This is a genomic window from Ruegeria sp. HKCCSP351, assembly GCF_017872535.1.
GTDB lineage: Bacteria > Pseudomonadota > Alphaproteobacteria > Rhodobacterales > Rhodobacteraceae > Ruegeria.
In genome coordinates this window covers 109,734-129,222 of record NZ_JAEDOV010000003.1, presented here as the reverse complement: position 1 = coordinate 129,222, position 19,489 = coordinate 109,734, and the positions used below count along the sequence as shown (strand labels likewise).

Annotated in this window: 17 protein-coding genes; 5 read left to right on the top strand and 12 right to left on the bottom strand. The window is 59.3% G+C overall.

The annotated features are described in order from the left end of the window. Nucleotides 1-71 precede the first annotated feature (71 nt). Both I9182_RS07715 and I9182_RS07710 read right to left on the bottom strand, forming a co-directional pair. Nucleotides 72-620 carry a hypothetical protein gene (locus tag I9182_RS07715; RefSeq protein ID WP_209597758.1) on the bottom strand — a complete coding sequence of 183 codons (549 nt, stop codon included), beginning with the start codon at nucleotides 618-620 and terminating at the stop codon, nucleotides 72-74. A 132-nt stretch (nucleotides 621-752) separates the two neighbouring features. After that, on the bottom strand, nucleotides 753-1,379 hold the full coding sequence (locus tag I9182_RS07710) for a J domain-containing protein (RefSeq protein WP_209597756.1): 627 nt from the start codon (nucleotides 1,377-1,379) through the stop codon (nucleotides 753-755). Between the two features lie 106 nt (nucleotides 1,380-1,485). On the opposite strand from I9182_RS07710, the gene I9182_RS07705 reads away from it, so the two are divergent. Then, the gene (locus I9182_RS07705) at nucleotides 1,486-1,740 is read left to right on the top strand and encodes a BolA family protein (RefSeq protein WP_209597754.1); all 255 of its coding nucleotides are present in this window, start codon (nucleotides 1,486-1,488) and stop codon (nucleotides 1,738-1,740) included. A 9-nt stretch (nucleotides 1,741-1,749) separates the two neighbouring features. On the opposite strand, the gene I9182_RS07700 is transcribed toward I9182_RS07705, so the two are convergent. From I9182_RS07700 to pepN, 7 genes are all read right to left on the bottom strand, one after another. After that, on the bottom strand, nucleotides 1,750-2,826 hold the full coding sequence (locus I9182_RS07700; RefSeq protein ID WP_209597752.1) for a pyridoxal-phosphate dependent enzyme: 1,077 nt from the start codon (nucleotides 2,824-2,826) through the stop codon (nucleotides 1,750-1,752). Between the two features lie 161 nt (nucleotides 2,827-2,987). Continuing rightward, a complete protein-coding gene (locus tag I9182_RS07695) occupies nucleotides 2,988-3,419 on the bottom strand; it encodes a DUF4177 domain-containing protein (protein WP_209597750.1) in 432 nt (143 codons plus the stop codon). 80 nt (nucleotides 3,420-3,499) lie between these two features. Next, nucleotides 3,500-4,756: a peptidase T gene (gene pepT, locus I9182_RS07690; RefSeq protein WP_209504498.1), complete on the bottom strand. Its 1,257-nt coding sequence runs from the start codon at nucleotides 4,754-4,756 to the stop codon at nucleotides 3,500-3,502. A 147-nt stretch (nucleotides 4,757-4,903) separates the two neighbouring features. Then, a complete protein-coding gene (gene gatB / locus I9182_RS07685; protein WP_209597748.1) occupies nucleotides 4,904-6,415 on the bottom strand; it encodes an Asp-tRNA(Asn)/Glu-tRNA(Gln) amidotransferase subunit GatB in 1,512 nt (503 codons plus the stop codon). A gap of 81 nt (nucleotides 6,416-6,496) precedes the next feature. Further along, nucleotides 6,497-7,756 (bottom strand): hypothetical protein, encoded by a 1,260-nt coding sequence (locus I9182_RS07680; protein ID WP_209504496.1) that lies wholly within the window; start codon nucleotides 7,754-7,756, stop codon nucleotides 6,497-6,499. 129 nt (nucleotides 7,757-7,885) lie between these two features. Continuing rightward, nucleotides 7,886-8,314: a hypothetical protein gene (locus tag I9182_RS07675; RefSeq protein WP_209597746.1), complete on the bottom strand. Its 429-nt coding sequence runs from the start codon at nucleotides 8,312-8,314 to the stop codon at nucleotides 7,886-7,888. Further along, nucleotides 8,311-10,863: an aminopeptidase N gene (gene pepN, locus I9182_RS07670; protein WP_209597744.1), complete on the bottom strand. Its 2,553-nt coding sequence runs from the start codon at nucleotides 10,861-10,863 to the stop codon at nucleotides 8,311-8,313. The genes I9182_RS07675 and pepN overlap by 4 nt, the downstream gene beginning before the upstream one ends. Nucleotides 10,864-11,070: 207 nt before the next feature. Between pepN and I9182_RS07665 the strand changes: the two genes are divergently transcribed. From I9182_RS07665 to I9182_RS07655, 3 genes are all read left to right on the top strand, one after another. Next, nucleotides 11,071-13,206, top strand: a complete 2,136-nt coding sequence (locus I9182_RS07665) for a malate synthase G (RefSeq protein ID WP_209597742.1) — start codon at nucleotides 11,071-11,073, stop codon at nucleotides 13,204-13,206. Between the two features lie 57 nt (nucleotides 13,207-13,263). After that, on the top strand, nucleotides 13,264-13,689 hold the full coding sequence (locus tag I9182_RS07660; protein ID WP_209504492.1) for a heme-binding protein: 426 nt from the start codon (nucleotides 13,264-13,266) through the stop codon (nucleotides 13,687-13,689). A gap of 219 nt (nucleotides 13,690-13,908) precedes the next feature. After that, nucleotides 13,909-14,688: a gamma-glutamyl-gamma-aminobutyrate hydrolase family protein gene (locus tag I9182_RS07655; protein ID WP_209597740.1), complete on the top strand. Its 780-nt coding sequence runs from the start codon at nucleotides 13,909-13,911 to the stop codon at nucleotides 14,686-14,688. Nucleotides 14,689-14,747: 59 nt separating this feature from the next. On the opposite strand, the gene I9182_RS07650 is transcribed toward I9182_RS07655, so the two are convergent. Then, nucleotides 14,748-16,988, bottom strand: a complete 2,241-nt coding sequence (locus I9182_RS07650; protein ID WP_209597738.1) for a molybdopterin cofactor-binding domain-containing protein — start codon at nucleotides 16,986-16,988, stop codon at nucleotides 14,748-14,750. Nucleotides 16,989-16,991: 3 nt separating this feature from the next. Further along, the gene (locus I9182_RS07645) at nucleotides 16,992-17,456 is read right to left on the bottom strand and encodes a (2Fe-2S)-binding protein (protein WP_209504489.1); all 465 of its coding nucleotides are present in this window, start codon (nucleotides 17,454-17,456) and stop codon (nucleotides 16,992-16,994) included. A gap of 98 nt (nucleotides 17,457-17,554) precedes the next feature. Here I9182_RS07645 and I9182_RS07640 point away from each other — a divergent pair, with 98 nt between their 5' ends. Continuing rightward, nucleotides 17,555-18,133 (top strand): TetR/AcrR family transcriptional regulator, encoded by a 579-nt coding sequence (locus I9182_RS07640; protein WP_209597736.1) that lies wholly within the window; start codon nucleotides 17,555-17,557, stop codon nucleotides 18,131-18,133. Here I9182_RS07640 and kynU read toward each other — a convergent pair. Beyond that, a complete protein-coding gene (gene kynU / locus I9182_RS07635) occupies nucleotides 18,126-19,319 on the bottom strand; it encodes a kynureninase (RefSeq protein ID WP_209597734.1) in 1,194 nt (397 codons plus the stop codon). The two genes, I9182_RS07640 and kynU, sit on opposite strands and share 8 nt — an antisense overlap. Nucleotides 19,320-19,489: the final 170 nt, after the last annotated feature.

The window sequence follows — 19,489 nt, the reverse complement described above, 5'->3', positions numbered from 1 at the left end:
GCAGGGGCCCGTCGGTATCACTCCTGAACGCTACGAAACCGGGATCGTTGCGTAAAGCTGTGGACGCGCGTTCAAAGCGAAAACCAAAGCTCGTCCTTGCGAAAACCACCTTTCACAAGGCGATCCGTTTTCAACACATCCGGGAACTCGTCTTCCCAGTCCCGGAACCTGTCATTTGTCACGATACGCGCCTTGCTGTCCCGCGCCGCCTGCAAGATCAGGGGATCTGCCGGCGTGCCTTTGGGCGCCACCATGACCCGTTTGGCCCGCAAGCCCAGGGCGCGGCTCAGCGTCCGGTCGTTCATGTATTCCCCTTCGACCTTGTACCCGACATTCGCATCGAACACGACGCCCGGTTTGAACCCGGCTTGCTTCAGGCTGGCCAGAACCTGCCGCAACGTAGCCAGATCCGGTGCGCCGTCTTTCCAGTGCATCACGTTTGACCCGTCCACGATGATCCATGTGTTGGCCCTGCGCCAGTCGAACCAAGCCCGGATCAAAAGGATCGTACTGGCGAACACACAAAGCAGGGACAAAAGGAACAGCCAGTCCATCTCGGTCGGATAGAACTGCGCCACGACCAGCCCGCAAAGAGAGGCAAGCAACAGTAAGAAAGGCATACGCACAGTGGACGCTCCGGGAAAAGCTCTGGTTCTATACCCTGCCACTATCGCGGGAATTGAAACAGGTTTCCAGACAGCATCCTTACAATCCGTTCAAACTGTGTAAACAGCTGGCGACTGACGGTGACCTTACTTGAAATTCCGGCTGTCCTTGATCTGGTCCCAGGCCCAGACGACCTCTTGCAGCTGCTCTTCCTGCGACCGGTCGCCGCCGTTCATGTCCGGATGCAGCACCTTGATCAGCTTCTTGTAAGCTTTGCGCACTTCGGCCTTGGTCCAGCTGTCATTGGCCTCCAGAATCTCGATTGCGCGGCGTTCAGTGGGGGGCAGGCGACGTCCACCTCCACCCGAGGTGCGCCCCTTGTTCTGCGTGCTGTTGGCACCCAGTACCTGATGCGGGTCCTCAATGCCCAGACGGGCCCAAGCGCGCGCCTCGGGGTCTCCCATCGGCTTGGTCTCACGTTCCCAAACCTTGTCTTTCGAGCGTTGCGCGTTCAGCTCGGCCTCGGTGGTGCCGTCGAAGAAATTCCACTTCTGGTTATACTCGCGCACGTGCTGCTGGCAGAACCAGAAATAGTCATCCAGCACATCCGGTGCCTTGGGGGCGCGGAACTTGCCCGGCTCTTCACACCCGTCGTGATCGCAGATCCGGACCGAGGTCTCGGACGCGCCCGACATGCCCCGGCGCCCGCGCGGGTTCTTTTTCTTGGCGCTGGAAACGGACATATCGAATCCGAAGGGGTCTGATTTCGCCATGCTCTATCCTCACGAACGCATCTTTTCGACTCGGAGGCAGCAGTTTAGTCTAAGCAGCCGAAAGTAGAAGAGGGGGGCGGCAAAAATTTTGCCGCTGAGCAAAAAAATGAGCGTGACCGACGAAATCCGAACCCGCCTGCAAGCCGCCTTTGACCCGCATGAACTTGACGTGATCGACGACAGCGAAAGCCATCGCGGCCATGCAGGCCACAGGGAAGGCGGCGAAAGCCATTTCAACGTCCGCATCCGCGCCGCCGCATTCGCCGGTCAATCCCGCGTCGCCCGCCACCGGGCCGTGCACAAAGCGCTGGGCGATATCGTGCCCCGCATCCACGCGCTGGCGCTGGATATCGGAACCTGACGCTGCGCCTTATTCCGCGCTCATCTGTGCCGACGGGGTCGAGGCCGAGATCGCATATTCCTCATCCGTCATGACGTCTTCGATCCCCTCGAACAGAGGCGTCGACAGATAACGCTCGCCCGTATCCGGCAGCATCACCAGCATGACGGATCCCGGCGCTGCGGTTTCGGCCAGTTTCATCGCCACCGCAAAGGTCGACCCGCCCGAGATGCCGGTGAATATCCCCTCTTCCGAGGCAAGGCGGCGCGACCATTCAATCCCTTGCGGCCCCGGAACAGGGATCAGCTGGTCGTAGTAGGCGTTGTCGATGGCTTCCTGAAGGACCCATGGAATGAAATCCGGCGTCCAGCCCTGAATCGGGTGCGGCTCAAAATTGGGGTGGCTTTCGGTGGGCTGGTGATCGTGGTTGCGCGTGTTCACATAGCCTGACGACACGATGGCGGCATTAGCTGGTTCGGTCAGGATAATTTTCGTATCGGGCCGCTCTTTTCGCAACACTCGCGACACCCCGGCGACCGTGCCGCCGGTGCCATAACCCGTCACCCAGTAATCCAGCTGCTTGCCTTCGAAATCCGCAAGGATTTCCCGCGCGGTCGTATTCTGGTGAATATCGGCATTGGCTGCGGTCTCGAACTGGCTGGCCAGAAACCATCCGTTTTCCTCGGCCAGTTCCTTGGCCTTGGTATACATGCCGAACCCCTTCTGCGCCTTGGGGGTCAAAACAACCTTCGCGCCCAGAAAGCGCATCAGCTTGCGCCGCTCGACCGAAAAGCTTTCGGCCATCGTCACGACCAGCGGATATCCCTTGGCCGCACAGACCATGGCAAGCCCGATCCCGGTATTGCCCGATGTCGCCTCGACAACCGTCTGACCGGGTTTCAGCCGCCCATCCCGTTCTGCCGCCTCGATGATGTTCAGCGCCAGCCTGTCCTTGACCGACCCCGCCGGGTTGAATGCTTCGAACTTTACATAAACGGTCACATGCTCCGGCGCGATCCGGTTGACCCGGATACAGGGCGTGTCGCCGACTGTATCAAGGATGCTGTCATACAGGCGTGCCCGCCCCTGTGTCTGCCGAATACCCATTTCAAAATCCCTCCCGGTTGTCCGGTCAACATGCCACAGATTTCGCTGGGTTGATAAGCACATATCGCACCCGCAGCGCCAAGCCCGCCCGCGGGCGGGCTGCTCAACCTGCGGTCCACACCGTGTTGCAGGTGTAACCGCACGTCAAACCCTGATCCGTCTCAGGCGTCTTTCTTGTCGCCCGCGGTATCCGTATCCTGGTCAACCTGGTCCCGGCTTTTCAACGACAAGGGCGGCTCATTCGCGTCTTCCGAAATTGGTTTCGGCGCGGCCACCACACCGGGGCCGGGGATCGGTTGGGCCAACGGGGTGTCGTCAAACTCGGGTACGTCTCCGATCACCGACGCATCGACTTCCTCGGCCACGACCCGCCGGAACACCAGCACATTGCGCCAGTTTGTGGTCGATCCGGTCAGGCCCGAGCGTTCCTCGCTGGGCAGCAGCTCGGCGCGCTGGTATTCCCAGCCGTCCTGCGCCATCTGGTTCAGAACCTGTTCGACCGAGACCGCAAAGCGGCCCTCGGCCGTTTTCACGCCCTTGGCTTTCACGCCCTTTTGCGGCGCGGGGACGACCTTGTACTCAAAAAGCTGCATCAAGTGTTCCTAAATACCTGTTCACGCCAACTTACCACGCTGACCCCCGGGTGAAAGAGCCGTCGCCCGACCGGCGGTTTTCAGCCCTGATTATTGCCGCCAGCCTGTGCCGCCTTGGTCACAACCGACAGACACAGCTCGGTCGCCACTGCCATGTCCTGCACCGAAATCCATTCCAGCGGCCCGTGAATGCACTGCATTCCGGTGAACAGGTTGGGGCAGGGGGTGCCGAACTCGGTCAGGCGCGATCCGTCGGTGCCGCCGCGGATCGGGACCGACAGCGGCTCGATCCCCAGCTCGCGGCAGGCGTCGCGCGCCAGATCAACAGGCGTCATGTCGTTTTCCAGCCAATAGCGCATGTTCCGGTATTGGTGGCTGATGTCGCAGGTGATGGTCGCGCGCGGTTCCGTGGCCTGCACGGCGGCACAGACCTGCCGTACGATGTCACGTTGCGCCTCAAGGCCCTCCATCTCGAAATCGCGCAGGATCAGCTTGATTTCCATCTCGGACGATCCGCCGCTCATGTCGGTGACATGGATGAACCCGTCTCGGCCATCGGTTGTTTCGGGCGTCATGGTGGCCTGCGGCAAGGTCTGCACGATCTTCGCCGCCAGATGGGCTGCGTTCACCATCTTGTCCTTGGCCAGTCCGGGATGGATCGATACCCCCTCGATCCGGATCACGGCGCGGTCGGCCGAGAAGCTTTCATATTCGATCTCGCCTACTTCGGCACCGTCCAGAGTATAGGCGAAATCCGCCTCCAGATCCTTGGGCAGCTGTTCGGTAACGCCGCGCCCGATCTCTTCATCCGGGGTAAAGGCAATGCGGATAGGGCCGTGCGGGATATCCGGGTTTTCGATCAGATGCCGCGCCATGGTCATCAGGATCGACACCCCGGCCTTGTCATCCGCGCCCAGCAGGGTGGTACCCGACGCCGTGATCAGATCATGTCCGATCTTTTCGGCCAGATAGGGGTTCTCGTCCGGGGACAGCACCAGATCCGGGTCGTCCGGAAAGGAAATGTCGCCACCGTTATATCCCTTGATCACCCGCGGCTTGACGCCCGTTGCATTGAACTGGGGGGCCGTATCCACATGCGCCAGAAAGCCCACCGTCGGGCCGGGTGCGGTGCCGGGGATGGTCGCGACGACCACGCTGTCACCCGTCAGCGTCACATCGCTAGCGCCGATCTCGGTCAGTTCCTGCTTCAGCAGGTTCAGCATGTCGAACTGTATCGGGGTGCTCGGCGTGGTCGCCGAGGTCTCGTCGCTCTGACTGTCGATCGCCGCGTAACGCACCAGTCGATCTTCGAGTTCCTGATCAAATCTGTTCTGCATGATACCTCACCTCTCTGGGGCGGAAGAAAGGGTGCAATCACGGGCGAAGTCAAGCCGATGAGCTGACCTCATTTCTTAAGAAATCGTGGAAATCTGGTTGTACAAACCTGACAATTGCCACTGGCAGGCTTGTACAAAATGTAAGGTTCAGGAACTCAGCTTCTTGCTGACCAAATCGTTAACGGCCTTCGGGTTGGCCTTGCCGCCGGTGGCTTTCATCACCTGACCGACGAACCAGCCAGCCAGTTTCGGGTTCACCTTGGCCTTCTCGACCTGGGCCGGATTGGCCGCGATGATCTCGTCCAGTGCGGCCTCGATCGCACCGGTGTCGGTGACCTGTTTCATCCCGCGATCCTCGACGATCTGCGCCGGGTCACCGCCTTCGGTATAGACGATTTCAAACAGGTCCTTGGCGATCTTGCCCGAGATAGCATCAGAGGAAATCAGGTCGATGATCCCACCCAGCTGCGCCGGAGAAACGGGCGACTCCGTGATGTCGTGGTCTTCTTTTTTCAGACGTCCGAACAGCTCGTTGATCACCCAGTTCGCGGCCAGTTTGCCATTGCGGCCCTGCGCGACCTCTTCGAAATAGGCCGCCGATTCAACTTCGGCAGTCAGTACCGAGGCGTCATAGTCGGTCAGGCCGAACTCCCTGATAAAGCGCGCTTTTTTGTCGTCAGGCAGCTCTGGAAGATGGGCGGCGATATCGTCCACCCATGCCTGCTCGATCTCCAGCGGCAGCAGGTCGGGATCGGGGAAATAGCGGTAATCATGCGCTTCTTCCTTGGACCGCATCGACCGGGTTTCGCCCTTGTCCGGATCATACAGGCGGGTTTCCTGCTCGACCTTGCCACCGGCTTCGACAATAGCGATCTGGCGGCGGGCTTCGACCTCAATGGCTTGCTGGATGAACCGCATCGAGTTCATATTCTTGATCTCGCAACGGGTGCCTAGATGCGAAAAGTCCTGTGTTTCCTGATACTTCTCATACGCGCCCGGCATACAGATCGAGACGTTCACATCCGCCCGCAGGTTGCCGTTCTGCATGTTGCCGTCACAGGTGCCCAGATAGCGCATGATCTGACGCAGCTTGGCAATGTATGCAGCGGCCTCTTCCGGCCCGCGAATATCAGGGCGGCTGACGATCTCCATCAGGCAAACACCGGTCCGGTTCAGGTCGACAAAGGACATGTGCGGGTCCATGTCGTGGATCGATTTGCCGGCGTCCTGTTCCATGTGGATGCGTTCAATGCGAACCATGCGCGCAGTGCCGTCCCCCATCTCGACCAGAACCTCGCCTTCGCCCACAATCGGATGATAAAGCTGGGAAATCTGGTAACCTTGCGGCAGGTCAGGGTAGAAATAGTTCTTGCGGTCAAAGGCCGATTTCAGATTGATATCCGCCTTCAGGCCCAGCCCGGTGCGCACTGCCTGTTCCACGCAGAACTCGTTGATCACCGGCAGCATTCCCGGCATTGCCGCATCCACGAAAGCCACGTTCGAATTCGGCTCGGCCCCGAATTTTGTGGACGCGCCCGAGAACAGCTTGGCATTGGATGAGACCTGCGCATGCACCTCCATCCCGATCACCAGTTCCCAATCGTGCTTGGCCCCGGCAATGGTTTTGGGTTTGGGCATTTCGTATGTCAGGTCGAGCATGGCGCGCCTCATTTCCGCAGAAGTCTAAACCTGCGTATTAGGCCCGGCAGGGCCTAGGGGCAAGGGGGAATCCTGACGCGTTCAGTTCTTGGAAAACTGCAGACCGGACGGTGTGAAGGTTACATCCTTACCGCTGCGTAGTTCATCCCGGAACAAATCCGAGATGGCGCGCAGCGCGTCGCGCTGACCGCGCGCAGCAAACCGCTCGGGCGAGTTGATGCGGACAGAGTTGTTGAACCCGTTGGCGGCATGGGCCCAGATCAGGGGGTGAAGCTCGGTCAGGTGATCGCGGATCAGCCAGTTTGCGGTGTCGCGCATCTGGGCGCGGACATTGTCTGCCTTTTCGTTCAGCCCGCGACCATTCTGAATGGTGATTGCACAATAGGCCGACAACATATTGATCATCTGTTGGTCAGGGCGCAGACCTACGATATCGCGCAATCCTTCAAGGAAATATTCGACATCGACCTGCGCGCAGGCCTCTTCGTCCAAAGCGATGGCATCGAATTGCACCCACGTATATCCACCTGCGCCCCAGACATCCTGTGTCCGGACGGCATTGCGCAAGGCTTGCAATTCCAGTTCTGCGTAGCTGCCGAACCACCGGGGTAAAAGGTGGCTGCCCATCGCGCGCATGTGACGCTGATTGCGTGGGTCCAGTGTGATCAGGCGCTCGTACTCATCGGCAACGCGGGCGTTTGACTTGCGCTGCCCGGCCAACAGAGCACAACCGGCGGCCGCAATCAGAGGGCTGTCCGGTGCATCCGCCTTGCATTTGGGAAGGATCGCAGCGGCCCGGTCGAAATGAGCGGCGCAGCGCGAGCGGTGCAAGGGCGGCAAGGCCGTGTCCGTGGCGTTCCCGCGCCAGGCCCAGGCCAGATCGATATGGGCCAGCGCCACAACGGCAGCGATCATCGGATCACCAGGATTGTCCGACAACTCGCCTTCCAGTTCCGAAATACCACCCAGCAAATCGTAGTCAGATATGGCCTTGCCGTCCGACAGCGCATGTTCCGCAGCCAGAACCACGTCAGATCGGGCCCCGAACGCCAAAAGATCGGCAATCGGCATACCATCCGACACGGCAGCACGATCCTGATCCGCTGCACGCATTTCATCGGACAACTCGGTCCAGCGATCCTGTCTGGCCAGATAGCGCCCATGTTCGATAGTTGAGTGTCCAATCAGATTGTCGCAATTCGACGTTGCAACAGGAATGTTGAGCTGCCCATGTTCAGGCAGGGCAGCAGCCAACGCTGATTTCGTTGCGCACAGATCTTCTGAGGCGTCCGTGGGATTGGATGAAGGCTGGGCAAACAGCGCCCTTATCGACCGAAACATGGTAAAACTCAAAACTGTAAAAACACTTAACTGAGTCCGAATTCTGGCGCGGTCTTGGGTTCAATTCAAGTAATTTGCTTAATAAACTTTGTTTTTTGTGTCCAATGAGCCCGTAGATCACGCAGTGTTTCAGAAAACAGTGAAATGATGACGGTCTACGCGAAAACCTGCCTGTTTTAGAATGGTTTCCAGCTCCCGATGCGGTGGCAGAGACTCATCTGGCAGCCGGATTCGTTTCCCCGATTTCAGGACGATGGATACGCGAACGGAAAAGTCCCACCGGGTGTCAAATCGGAAATGGTCGATATCCCGCACTGGGATATCGCCCTGCCGATTGCCGGTGAACCAGCGTACCGCATCCCGGTCCAGCTGCACGCCAGCGCTGGTGTTCTGGATCACGTCCCAGATTGCGGGGAGGGTGGCCAGAGACAGCAGGCCGACAACCCACCAAGCGGCGTCGAACAGGATGACCAGCGCCAGCAGTGCCACGTAGACACTGGCCAGAATGATCAGTGTGCGCGAGTTTCGGTTGCGACGGGTAAAGCTGTAAGGTGTCATGCGCCAAGGATACGGGATACCATTTCCGTCGTGTCGCGCGACAGGTTCGGCGTTTCCGCAATGCGAGAAAGCTGCGCGCGCATCAGGTTCTGACGCCCGGTGTCGTACCGTTTCCAGGTCTGGAAGGCAGAACACATCCGTGCCGTGGTTTGCGGGTTCACAGGATCAAGGCGGATCAGCCAACCAGCCAGCAGGCTGTACCCGGCGCCATCCGACTGGTGGAACCCCGCGTGGTTCATCGCCAGCGCGCCCATGACAGCGCGGAACCGGTTCGGGTTCTTCCAGTTGAAATCAGGATGCCCGGTCAATGCCTTCGCCGTTTCCGGTGTCGCCTCGGGTGCGGCCATGGTCACCTGCAAGCCAAACCATTTGTCCATGACCAGCCGGTCATGCTGCCATTGGTCATAGAAGGCGGCCAGTTGCACCTCGCCCTTGCGGGCGCGCAGCAGGCAGGACAGGGCTGTCAGTTGCAGGGTCATGTTATCCGCTTTGGCATACACAGTGGCCGCCATTGCCCCTCCGTCCAGCCGAGAGGTCAGTGCCAGTGCCGTGCTGCCAAGGGCGCGTTTTCCGGATTGCTGGGCATCCGGGCTGTAGGGGCCATCAACCAACGCCTCGCTGTGCAGGCGGGGCAGCAGATCCTGCACATGCTGTGCCGTGGCCTGCCGCAGCGTTTCGACCGCCGACCAGATTGCCATCGGATCGGGCGTGTGACCGCGTTCGTGTAAGGCCGCAGCCAGTTCGGATTGCGTCGGCAGCCCAAGCATCAAGGCGCGATAGGCCGGGTCCAGCGTGTCGTCGCGCAGCACGGCCTGCAGCCCGTCAAGGTAATCGGCGTCCGGGGTTGCCTCGTCCAAGATCATCCGCAGCAAGGTGTCCTGCGCCAGCGATCTGCCAGCCTGCCAGCGGTTGAACGGATCTGTGTCATGCGCCAGCAGAAACGCGCGTTCGGCGCTTGAATGATCGTGTTCCAGAATGACCGGTGCCGAGAAATCGCGCAGGATTGATGCGGTGGGTCTTGTCGCAAGCCCTGTGAACTGAAAACTTTGCTCGGCCTCTGTCAGTTCCAGCACTTCGGTCGCTCGGACCTCATCCCCGTTTGGCCCCAGCAGGCCAACGGCGATCGGGATCACCTGGGGCAGTTTCTCTGCCTGACCCGGTGTGGGATCGGTGCGCTGTTTCAGTGTCAGGGTAAAGGTCCCGTCGGCCCAATCGTCAGATACGGTCAAACGCGGCGTGCCCGACTGGCTGTACCACCGTTTGAACTGGGTCAGGTCGCGGCCTGTGGTGTCTTCGAACACTTTCAGCCAATCCTCGATCGTGCAGGCCTGCCCGTCATGGCGGTCAAAATAGAGGTCCAGCGCCTTTGCATAGGCCTCATCCCCGACCAGCCGCTTTAACATGCCGATGACTTCGGCACCTTTTTCGTAAACTGTGGCCGTGTAGAAATTGTTGATTTCCTGAAAGCTTTCGGGCCGTACCGGGTGCGAGAGCGGTCCGTTATCCTCGGGGAATTGCCGCGCGCGCAGGTCGATGGCGTCGTGTATGCGCTTAACGGGGGCCGAGCGCATGTCGGATGTGAACTGTGCATCGCGGAAGACGGTAAGGCCTTCTTTCAGACACAGCTGGAACCAGTCGCGGCAGGTGATGCGGTTGCCTGTCCAGTTGTGGAAGTACTCATGCGCGATGATCGCCTCGATCCGTTCGAAATTGGCATCGGTCGAGGTCTCAGCGCTGGCCAGAACAGCAGAAGAGTTGAAGATGTTCAGCCCCTTGTTTTCCATTGCGCCCATGTTGAAGTCATCGACGGCGACGATGTTGAAGACGTCCAGATCGTATTCCCGGCCATAGACATCTTCGTCCCATTTCATGGACTTCTTCAGCGCCTCCATGCCGAAGGCGCATTTGCCCTCATCCCCCGGACGCACCCACAGGTTCAACGCCACATCCCGGCCTGATCTGGTGGTGAACCGGTCGGGATGGGCTACAAGATCACCAGCGACAAGCGCAAATAGATAAGCAGGCTTGGGCCACGGGTCGGTCCATTCGGCCCATCCTTCGCCTTTGCCCGAAGGGTTGCCATTCGACAGCAGAACCGGCAGGTCGCCATTGATACGCACGGTAAAGGTGGACATGACATCGGGGCGATCCGGGTAATATGTGATCTTGCGGAAACCTTCTGCCTCGCACTGGGTGCAATACATGCCGTTCGACATATAAAGCCCCTCCAACGCCGTGTTGTTGCCCGGATCAATCTCAACTTGGGCTTCCCAGAGGAACGGGGCGTCGGGAACATCGGCGGTCAGGCCCTTGCCCGTGACATCAGGCGAAACTTCGGTTCCGTTGATGGACGCGCGGATCAGGTTCAGATCTTCGCCGTGCAGAAAAAAGGTGCGATCGGTCGCGTCGGGATTTGGACGAAACGCGATACGCGACGTGACCCGTGTTGCATGTGCGGACAGATCGAAGGTCAGGTGTACGCTGTCCAGCAGATAACCAAACGGAGTGTAGTCTTTCAGGAAGATCGTGGTGGGGGCAGCGTCGCGCATGGGGGCCTCGCATCGGTTCGTGTCTGGCGCGACGTTAGGGGCATCGTTCCAGAGCTGCAACTGGCCCCCGCCATTCCCTTGTTGTTTTTGAAACAGCTTCCCTTCGATCCGAATAACCCTAACGCAAAGTCGAAAGTTGCCTATCGGAAACTTTCGGCCTAAGTCACTTACGCATACAATGGCACACAATCGCAGGAGAGCAGGAAGATGAGTGGCAGACAAACCCTGAGCGGGCTGCAGATCGATCCAATACTGGCAGAGTTTATCGAGACGCGGGCATTGCCGGGTACGGGTGTGTCGGCGCAGGATTTCTGGGCGGGTCTGGCGCGACTGGTGTCTGAACTGGGGCCGAAGAACCGCGCGCTTCTGGCCAAGCGCGCCGAGATTCAAGGGCGCATCGACAGCTGGCATATTGCGCGCGAGGGTCAGAGCATTGATCCCACTGACTATCGGGCTTTTCTGAAGGAAATCGGTTATTTGGTCGAGGAAGGCGACGGGTTTCAGATCGACACGACACATGTCGACCCCGAGATTGCGCTGACGCCGGGCCCGCAGCTGGTTGTGCCGATCACCAACGCGCGCTTTGCGCTGAACGCGGCGAACGCGCGATGGGGCAGCCTGTATGATGCGCTTTATGGCACCGATGCGATAGGCGATCTGCCAACAGGTGGTGGGTATGATGCGGCGCGCGGTGCGCGGGTGATAGCCTGGGCAAAAGCCTTTCTGGATGACGCCGTGCCTCTGGCGGGTGGGTCTTGGGCCAAGGTGTCGGGACTGCATGTTGAAGAAGGTGTTCTTTCCCCGGCACTGGCAAACCCCGCTCAATTTGTTGGTTTCGGTGGCGCGGCAGACAAGCCGGATTTTGTGCTTCTGAAAAACAATGGCCTGCATATTCAGATCATGATCGATCCGACTGGCGCCATCGGCGCCTCTGATCCCGCAGGTATCGCGGATGTCCGGTTGGAATCAGCCCTTTCAACGATTATGGACTGCGAGGACTCGGTCGCTTGTGTTGATGCAGCGGATAAGGTCGTGGCCTATGGCAACTGGCTGGGCCTGATGAAGGGTGATCTGACCGAAGACGTCACCAAGGGCGACACCACATTTACCCGCAAGCTGGCAGAGGATCTGACCTTCACCACACCGACAGGTGAGCAGGCGACCTTGAAGGGTCGTTCGCTGATGCTGGTGCGGAATGTCGGCCACCTGATGACGAACCCGGCCGTTCTGGACGCCGAAGGGCGCGAGATCGGCGAAGGGTTGATGGACGCGCTCTGCACCACTGTGATCGCAATGCATGACCTGCAACGGGATGGGGGTAACTCGGTCGAAGGGTCGGTTTATGTTGTGAAGCCAAAGATGCACGGGCCGGAAGAGGTTGCGTTTGCGGTCGAGATTTTCGACATGGTCGAAGACATCCTTGGCCTGCCGCGCAACACCGTAAAGCTGGGGATCATGGATGAGGAGCGCCGCACTTCGGTGAACCTGAAAGAATGCATTCGCGCCGCAAAATCGCGCGTCGCCTTCATCAATACCGGTTTCCTGGATCGCACTGGCGATGAAATTCACACCTCGATGGAGGCCGGGCCGATGCTGCCCAAGGGCGACATCAAGAACACGCCCTGGATTGCGTCTTATGAAGACCGAAATGTCGATATCGGTTTGGCCTGCGGCCTGAAAGGCAAGGCGCAGATCGGCAAAGGCATGTGGGCGATGCCGGACCGGATGGGCGATATGCTGGAGCAAAAGATTGGCCATCCGCAATCCGGCGCCACCTGCGCCTGGGTGCCGTCGCCGACCGCCGCGACTTTGCACGCCACACATTACCACAAGGTCAACGTACTGGCCCGTCAGGACGAGATTGCAGCGGCGGGTGCCCGAGGAACGCTTGACGATTTGCTGACCATTCCCCTGCTGGGGGGGCGCAATCTTGGTGACGCGGAAATCTCGCGCGAGGTCGAGAATAATGCACAAGGCATTCTGGGTTATGTCGTGCGTTGGGTCGATCAGGGCGTGGGATGTTCCAAAGTTCCCGACATCAACGACATCGGGTTGATGGAAGACCGTGCGACCTGCCGGATTTCGTCTCAGGCTCTGGCCAACTGGTTGCATCACGGCATTGTCGACGATGCACAGGTGATGGCTGCGATGCAGAAAATGGCGGCTGTCGTGGATCGCCAGAATGCAAGTGATCCGGGTTATGTCCCGATGGCGCCGGGCTTTAACGGAGTTGCTTTTCAGGCGGCTTGTGACCTTGTGTTCAAAGGCCGTGTGCAGCCCTCGGGCTACACCGAACCGGTCCTGCACGCGCGCCGTCTGGAATTGAAGGCGGCCACCACGTAATACAAAGGGGGCGATCTGCCCCCTTTCTTCTTTCGACATGCAGACACAGGAATGCACATGGAAGTTTCCCTTCGCAAAGCCCGCACCATTATCCGCAAAGCACTTGAGAAAGGCCGCGAGATGGAGCTGAAGCCACTTTCAGTGGTTGTTCTGGACGCAGGCGGCCACGTCATCGCGTTCGAGCGTGAGGATGATGCAGCACCGGGCCGCTTTGCGATTGCGCATGGCAAGGCATATGGCTCTGTCATGCTGGGTATGGCGGGCACGGCGCAGATGCAGCGGGCCGAGGCGCAAGCCTACTTCATGGCGGCGGTAAACGGAGTGTATGGCGGGCAGGTCGTACCAGTTCCGGGCGGGGTCTTGATACGGGGTCGAAAGGGCGACGTGATCGGTGCCGTTGGAGTTACCGGCGACACGTCTGAAAACGACGCTGCCGTTGCGATGGCGGGAATTGAAGCTGCCGGGTTGGACGGAGAGAAATAGATCCGACCATAGAGAGTTCCGTCACAGGAGCGTTTGGCGCATGTTACCGACTTGAAGTTTGGGGCGGGTAAAGCGTGCCGAGACTTGATTGGTTGTCGGGAGAAAGTTTGTGCACCCCTGAACACGTCCCTGCGCTGTCACGCAGGAGGTGTATTCTTGCACGACTGTGAAGCTGCGGTTAGCTTCCTTTCCAAGGGGATGAATAACAAGGAAAGCGGAATGTCTCGACCCGTTGTTGGTATTATCGGCAACTCATACCTCATGAACGATCAATACCCGACCCATGCAGGGGGGACGATGAATTCTGACGCTGTGGCGAACGTATCGGGATGTTTGCCGCTGCTGATCCCCGCCGATCCCCGTTATGTGTCGGTTGAGGAGTTGCTGGAGGTTTGCGACGGCTTTCTTCTGACCGGCGGTCGCCCCAATGTGCATCCCGAAGAATATGGTGAACCTGCAACCGAGGCGCATGGAGAGTTTGACCGCGCGCGTGACGCGATCACCTTACCACTGGTTCGGGCCTGTGTGGAACGGGGTCAGCCGTTTCTGGGCATTTGCCGTGGATTTCAAGAGGTCAACGTGGCCATGGGTGGAACGCTCTATCCGGAGATTCGCGATCTGCCGGGGCGGATGAACCACCGGATGCCGCCTGATGGTACACTTGAGGAAAAATTTGCACTGCGCCATGTAGTGAAACTGACCGAAAACGGTGTGTTCCACGACTTGTTTGGTGCGCAGGAGGTCATGACAAACACGCTGCACGGGCAGGGGATCAAATGCATCGGACAGCGTGTGGTGATCGATGGGCATGCGCCGGACGGAACGCCCGAGGCGATTTACGTCAAGGACGCGCCCGGATTTACGCTGTCCGTACAATGGCATCCCGAATGGGATGCGATCAACGACCCGGTTTCACGCCCCTTGTTCGAAGCCTTCGGCATGGCTGTGCGGGGATGGGCGACGGGGATTGCCTGTCAGGCAGTTCAGAAATCAGCCTGACTTGAGCACCGGACCGTGCGGGCGCGCGACGGACTGGTGCAGGGGAAGGTGAATGGCAATCAGACCAGTAGGTTGAACTGATTGACCAGCGGCAGGCTGCGCGCACGTTTTCCGGTTAAGTCAAACAGAGCGTTGCCCAGTGCGGGCATCGAGGGGGGCGTGCCGGGCTCACCAGCGCCGCCCATATGGCGATTGGTCTCCAGAACGCGCACCTCGACTTGTGGCGCAGTATGCATACGAAGGGCGTCATAGTCGGGGAAATTGAACTGCTCGACTTCCCCGTCGGCGAAGGTAATCTCGCCGAAACACGCGGCCGACAGGCCATACATCATGCCGCCAAACATCTGCGCCTTGACGTTTTCCGGGTCCAGCGCCAGCCCCATGTCACAGGCGATCCAGGCCTTGCTGATGCGGATGGCACCGTCTTGGTCGACCACTTCGATAACCTGAGCCACCGGCGTGCCAAAGCTGTAGGTGAAGGCCACGCCACGGCCTACGCCGTCAGGTGTTTTTCCGGTCCAGTTGGACATCTCCCTGACCGCCTCCAGACATCCGGCAGAAGGGGCGTGTTCGGTTCTCATCAAATCTAGCCGGAAGTCCAGCGGGTCGCGTCCTGCGGCATGGGCCAATTCGTCCATGAAGGTCTCGTGGAAAAAGCCGTTGTGGCTGTTGCCGACCGAACGCCAGAAGCCCACCGGGACGGCCAGATCAGCGACATGGCCGCTCATCCGGTAGTTTGGCACGGCATATGGCTGGTTGAAGAACCCTTCGACCAGCACTTTGTCGGGTCCGCCTCCGGGGAAGCCGGTGTAACGCTCGACCGCCTGTTGCGTGCAGGACTGCGCCGCAACTTTGCCGTCAATGAGAACGGCCTTGCCGTCCTGAACAGCGCCGCGCATCCGGGCAATGGCGCCGGGGCGGAAATAGTCGTGACGCATGTCTTCTTCGCGGCTCCAGGTTGTCTGGACCGGTATGCCAGGCACGGCCATCGCGACCTTGGTGGCGATTTCCCCGAAATCCAGCTCACCCCGGCGGCCAAACCCACCCCCCAGATAGGTGGTGTGAATCTGAACAGCCTCAGTGTCTAGATTTGCAGTGTTTGCAGCGCGAAACCGGATCAGCGTCGGGGCCTGATTGCCGCACCACAGCTCCAGAGCATCTCCGGTATAGAGCGCGGTGGCATTCATCGGCTCCATCGTGGCGTGCGCCAGATAGGGCACTTGGTATTCGGCAGTGATCTCGGTCGCGCCATCCGGCGTCATGCTGACATCGCCATCGTCGCGCATAGTCGAGTTCGGCGCGTCGTCAAACGCCTCGGCAATCTTTGAGAAAATGCCTTCCGTATCAGGTGGATATGGCGCATCGCCCCAGTCGATCTCAACAGCCTCGACCGCCTGGTTGGCCAGCCATGTGTTGTTCGCGATCACGGCAACACCTGTGCCCAAATCAACAACCTTCTCGACCCCGGGCATGGAGATTGCAGCACTGTCGTCAAAGCTGTTCATCGCGCCACCCAGTTTGGGGTTCATGCGCACGGCAGCAAATTTCATACCGGGCAGGCGAACATCGATGCCAAACTCGGCAGTGCCTGTCACTTTGCCCATCATGTCCAGTCGCGGTTGTGTCCGGCCCAGATAACGCCATTCGGACGGGTCTCGCAAAGGTACCTCGACGGGTTCCAGTCCGGCCGCTTCCACTGCAAGATCGGTATAAGCGATCTTGTCACCGTTCGGGGCGATGACATGGCCTGACGCTGTTTTCAAGTCCGAGGGTGCGACCCCCAGCCGATCAGCGGCGGCGCGTTTCAGCGTTTCACGGGCCGAGGCGCCGGCTTGCCGCATCCTCTCGAACCCGTCCTTCATCGAGGTTGAGCCGCCTGTGACTTGGAGGCTAAGTGCCTTTCCAAGAACACCCAGTGCTTCACCTAAGTTGTGCTGGAAGTCCGAGATGTCATAGCCCTTGTTTGGCAAACCCTCGCCCATCATGGCTGAGTTGTAATAGGCGGCTGCTGCCGGACCGTGCAGAACAGTGATCTGATCCAGATCGACGTCCAGTTCTTCGGCGATCAGCGCGGCCCATGTGGTTTTCACGCCCTGTCCCATCTCGGCACGGGGCGCGAACAGGGTGATGCCATTCTGATCGATCAGCACGAAGGGGTTCAGGGCCGCTTCACCCTCTTTCGGTTTCAGCGGGTTGGGGGCAGGGCGGGTGACATAATACGCGCCAAAGGCGACGCCGCCAACAATCGCGGCCGAGCCGATCAGGAATGTGCGGCGGATGATTTTGCCAACAGAAGCCATCTCTTACGCCTCCTTCAACTTGGATGCTGCGTCGTGGATCGCGGCCCGGATGCGGGGGTAGGTGCCACAGCGGCACAGGTTTCCTTGCATCGCCTCATCGATCTCTGCGTCCGTGGGTGCGGGGTTTTCCGCAAGCAGGGCAGCGGCCTGCATGATCTGGCCCGATTGGCAGTAGCCACATTGCGCCACCTGATGATCAGCCCAGGACTGCTGGATCGTAGCCAGAGCTTCTGGCGTGCCGACACCTTCGATTGTGGTCACCTCGCCCCAGACATCCGACAGCGCCACCTGGCACGAACGTACCGCCTCGCCATCGATGTGAACCGTACAGGCCCCGCAAGCGGCGACACCACAGCCGAACTTGGTTCCGGTCAGGCCAACCTCATCCCTCAGAACCCAAAGCAGGGGAACATCATCCGGCAGGTCGATCTGGTGGGGAGTTCCGTTAATCTTTAGGGCCGTCGCCATGGCGCACCTTTTGTATCTGTGGTAGGTTCTGACATAATGGGTTCAAAGTGTCAGTTTGTCAATTGACAAATTAAACAAAAAATGTCAGAGATTTGCGTATGAAAGATACGAGTGACGAATCCCGGCAGAAAGCGATCCTCGCATCTGCTTTTCAGGCTTTTTCCGCATACGGGTTCCGCAAGACCTCGATGGATGACATTGCGCGCGGTGCGGGGATGTCGCGGCCAGCGGTCTACCTGTATTACAGGAACAAGGAAGCGATCGTTCGCAAGCTGACCGAACGGCATTACGAGGAAAAGACCGCAGCGGTGGCCGAGGCGCTGAACAGCGAAGGCTCGGTTTCGGACATTGCCAAAAAGGCGATCCACGCCCAGACCGAGGGCATGGCTGCGATTTTGGCGTCGCCGCATGGGCTTGAGATGCTGGACACAACCAAATCCATGGCCATCGATATTGTAGAGCGGGGCGAAGGGGAACTTGCCGCGCTTTATGCCGAATGGCTGAGGCGAGAGCAGGGTGCTGGCCGCGTTCGTCTGTTCGACACCCCTGAAGAGACGGCGAAAACACTTACGGTCACGCTGAAGGGGGTCAAGCTGACCGCGTCAGACGCCGAGGAATTTGAAAGGCGCACCAACCAGCTGGCAGCCCTGATTGGGGCTGGGCTGGAAATCAGGTAACGCGCTGCCGGGTTTGGTACTCGGGCGTGTCCCAAAGCTTGTTCTGCATGACATCCGCCAGAATATCGACTGCACGCTCGACATCGCTTTCATCGACATACAGCGGTGTGAAACCAAACCGCATTGTGTCAGGTGCGCGGAAATCTCCGACGACACCACGCGCGATCAGCGCTTGCATCGCGGCGTAGCCTTCCTTGAAGCGGAATGAAACCTGACTGCCACGCTGCTCGGGCGCGCGCGGACTGTCCAGCTGCAAGTCTGGGCAGGTCGCCTCGACCCGACGGATGAAAAGCTCGGTCAATTCAATGGACTTGGCGCGCACATCCGCCATATCGGCCATATCCCAGATATCCATGGCCGCCGACAGCGCGGTCATTTGGATAATGGGAGGTGTTCCCACGCGCATACGCTCAATCCCGCTTCCGGGCCGATAGTCCAGATCAAAGGCAAAGGGCGCTTCGTGCCCCAGCCAGCCAGACAGGGCCGGGCGCACACTATCTGCAAGTCGGGGCGCAACATAAATGAACGCGGGCGCACCAGGGCCGCCATTGAGGTATTTATAGGTACATCCGACTGCGAAATCGGCATTGCACCCTGCAAGGTCAACGGGGATGGCACCTGCGGAATGCGCCAGATCCCAAACCGTCACGACACCGTTGGCGTGGGCCAGTTCCGTCAGCGCCTTCATGTCGTGCATTCGGCCCGTGCGGTAATCCACTTCGGTCAGCACCAGGACAGCAACCTCTTCTGTGATTGCATCTGCGACGTCCTGCGGATCGACGACGCGCAGTTCGTATGCGCCCCCAAGGGACCGCAGCAAGCCATCGACCATGTACAGGTCTGACGGAAAGTTCCCATTGTCGGAAAGCACAACCTTGCGGGTCGGGTTCAGTTCAAGGGCAGAGGACACGGCCTGATAAACCTTGATCGACAGGGTATCGCCGGTCACGACGCTGTCTGGCTCGGCTCCGATCAGGCGGCCAATTCGATCTCCAAGCCCCGTGGGAAGGCCCATCCAACCGGCCTTGTTCCAGCCGGTGATCAGCATTTGCCCCCATTCGTCGGTCAGCATGTTCTGCACACGAGAGGCAGCCATTTTAGGCAGCGGACCCAAGGAGTTGCCATCCAGATAAATCACGCCCTCGGGTAGGTCGAACATGGCTTTGGTTGCTGCAAAATCGGTCATGAAGGCTCACTCACTTGTGTGGTCGTCTTTTGTTGCAATCGGGGTAGCCGATCCTGACATGTCTGTCTATCGATGCGACATACTGGTCTTTTGCCAATCCGGTCGAAAAACGGTAGGACGTCGATCAGAAGCGACATATACCCGACATTGTCGTTGCTCACGAGGGCTTA